General features: G+C 66.6%; 3 protein-coding genes. 2 read left to right on the top strand and 1 reads right to left on the bottom strand.

Annotated elements, in window-relative coordinates; genetic code table 11:
* Both ACR2JI_RS14175 and ACR2JI_RS14170 read left to right on the top strand, forming a co-directional pair.
* A partial coding sequence (locus ACR2JI_RS14175) for a flavin reductase family protein (protein WP_526391013.1) occupies nt 1–738 on the top strand: 738 nt, incomplete at its 5' end.
* A complete protein-coding gene (locus ACR2JI_RS14170; protein ID WP_526391011.1) occupies nt 738–1973 on the top strand; it encodes a fatty acid desaturase family protein in 1236 nt (411 codons plus the stop codon). The genes ACR2JI_RS14175 and ACR2JI_RS14170, both read left to right, overlap by 1 nt.
* Here the strand turns inward: ACR2JI_RS14170 and ACR2JI_RS14165 are convergent.
* Nucleotides 1958–2754 (bottom strand): aldo/keto reductase (locus ACR2JI_RS14165; RefSeq protein WP_526391009.1); only part of this gene is annotated, 797 nt, incomplete at its 5' end. The genes ACR2JI_RS14170 and ACR2JI_RS14165 overlap by 16 nt on opposite strands.

The following is a 2754-nucleotide window of genomic DNA, read 5'->3' as shown; positions in this document are numbered from 1 at the left end:
GGTCTGCTATCCGGACATCTCGTCGACGGTCTGCGACCGGGAACCCAGGTCCGACGGGCCGCACCGACCGGAAACTTCGTCATGCCCGATCCCGCTCCGTCCTCGGTGCTCTTCCTGACCGCGGGCTCCGGGATCACCCCGGTGATGTCGATGCTGAGGACCCTGCGCCGGCGCGGGCAGGTTCATGACCTCGTGCATCTGCACTCGGTACCGACGACCGACGACGTGATGTTCGGCACCGAGCTTGATGCACTGGGCCGCGACAATCCGGGCTACCGGCTGTCGGTGCGCGTCACCCGCTCCGAGGGACGGCTCGACCTGGGTCGTATCGACGAGCTGGTACCGGACTGGCGGGAGCGGCAGACCTGGGCGTGCGGGCCCGCCGGACTGCTCGACGACGCCGAAAAAGTCTGGGCTGCAGCGGGTCTGGAGCGCCATCTTCATCTGGAGCGCTTCGCCGCCGCCCGCACCGCTGCGCGGGGGCAGGGTGGCACCATCACCTTCGCCCGCAGCGCCCGGAGCCGGGCCGCGGATGCGGCGACTTCGCTGCTGGAGGCCGGTGAGCAGGCCGGGGTTCACCTGCCGTTCGGCTGCCGGATGGGCATCTGCCACAGTTGCGTGGTGGGATTGGTTGACGGCCGCGTGCGTGATCTGCGTACCGGTGCGGAGTTCGAAACGGGTAGCCGGGTGCAGACCTGTGTCTGCGCCCCCGAGGGAGATTGCGTTCTGGACATCTGATGGCCATCACCGATATCGAGGAGTTCGCCCACCTCACCGACGCCGACATCGAGACTCTGGCCGTCGAACTCGACGCGATCCGCCAGGACGTCGAGGACTCCCTCGGTGAGCGTGACGCCCGCTACATCCACGGGGTCATCGCCTCCCAGCGTGCCCTCGATGCTGCCGGCCGGCTACTGCTGGCGTTCGGCCACAGGCGCAGCGCGTGGTGGGCCGGGACGCTGACCCTGGCGGTCGCCAAGATCATCGAGAACATGGAGATCGGCCACAACGTCATCCACGGCCAGTGGGACTGGATGAACGATCCGGAGATCCACTCGTCGACCTGGGAGTGGGACATGGCCGGGGTGGCCAAGCACTGGCGGCACACCCACAACTACTCGCACCACAAGTACACCAACATCCTGGACATGGATGACGACGTCGGCTACGGGTTGCTGCGCGTCACCCGTGACCAGAAGTGGACGCCGCGCAACATCTTCAATCCGCTCTTCAATCTCATGCTGGCAGCAGGTTTTGAGTGGGGAATCGCCCTGCAGCACCTGGAGGTCCGCAAGATTCGTCAACCCGAGACCCGCGCGGCCACCGTGATCCGGCTACGTGAATTCGGTGCCAAGTCCGCGCGGCAGCTGACCAAGGACTTCCTGGCCTACCCGGCGCTGACATCGCTGTCGCCCTTGAACTTTGGGAGAGCCGGCTTCACCAGCACGCTCAAGGCCAACCTGCTGGCCAATGTCATCCGCAACTTCTGGACCAACGCGGTGATCTTCTGCGGTCACTTCCCGGACGGCGCCGAGAAGTTCACCGCGTCCGATATGGCCGACGAGAGCCGAGGGCAGTGGTACCTGCGCCAGATGCTCGGCAGCGCCAACATCGACGCCGGACCGGTGCTGGGGTTCATGACCGGCAACCTGGCCTACCAGATCGAGCACCACCTCTACCCGGATCTGCCCAGCCACCGGCTCGCGGAGATCTCGGTGCGGGTGCGCGCCCTGTGTGACAAGTACGACCTGCCCTACACCAGCGGCCCGCTGCCGGCCCAGTACGCCAAGACCTGGCGGACCATCGCCAAACTCTCACTGCCCGACCGGTTCCTGCGTGCCAGCGCCGACGACGCCCCCGAGACCCGCAGCGAGCGGATGTTCGATGTGCTGGGTCCGGCCCGGCAGCGTGGGCTGAAATCCGCGATCGCGGCCGTGCGCGCCCGCCGGGGTGTGTCTCAGTCGGGGATGTAGTCGAAGGTGTCCGGGTGGGGCCCCATCCGGCCGGCCTCGCCCCGGTCCAGCGCCGTCAGCGCCTCGATCTCCTCGTCGTTGATCTCGAAGTCGAAGATCTCGAAGTTCTCCTTCATCCGCTGCGGATGACTTGACTTGGGGAACACGATGTCCCCGCGCTCGATATGCCAGCGCAGCACCACCTGCGCGGGGTGGGCGCCGGTGGCCCGAGAAATCCGGGTGACGACCGGGTCGCCGAGCACCTTGCCCCGCGCGATCGGTGACCAGCCTTCGGTGGCGATGTTGTGCTCGACGCCGTAGGCGCGGAGATCATCGTTGGCGAAGTAGGGGTGCACCTCGATCTGGTTGACGGCCGGGATGGTGTCGGTCTCCCGGGCCAGTTCCTGCAGATGGTGGATCGCGAAGTTGGACACCCCGATGCTGCGGGCCCGGCCGTCCGCCTTGAATTCCTCGAGTGTCCGCCAGGTGGAGACGAAGTCCCCGTCGTACCGGGTGGGCAGCGGCCAGTGGATCAGGAACAGATCGACGTAGTCGGTGCCGAGCTTGTGCAGGGTCTTGTCGAAGGAGAGTCGGGCGTCCTCTGGGCGGTGGAAACCGTTGTTGAGTTTGCTGGTGATGAACACCTCGGAGCGATCCAGGCCGGACTCGCGTACGCCCTGCCCGACGCCGCGCTCGTTGGCGTACATCTGTGCGGTGTCGATATGCCGGTAGCCGATCTCCAGCGCGGATCGCACCGCCTCGGCGGTCTCATCCGGTGCCACCTGATAGACGCCGTACCCCA

The sequence above is a fragment of the Mycobacterium sp. genome (assembly GCF_051006775.1).
Taxonomy (GTDB): Bacteria; Actinomycetota; Actinomycetes; order Mycobacteriales; family Mycobacteriaceae; genus Mycobacterium.
The sequence above is the reverse complement of the archived record's forward strand: the minus strand, read 5'-3'. Positions and strand labels throughout refer to the sequence as shown.

Bases quoted from the DNA above. Each gene is read 5' to 3' on its own strand.
- ACR2JI_RS14170 (WP_526391011.1), top strand. From the start codon at position 738: ATGGCCATCACCGATATCGAGGAGTTCGCCCACCTCACCGACGCCGAC.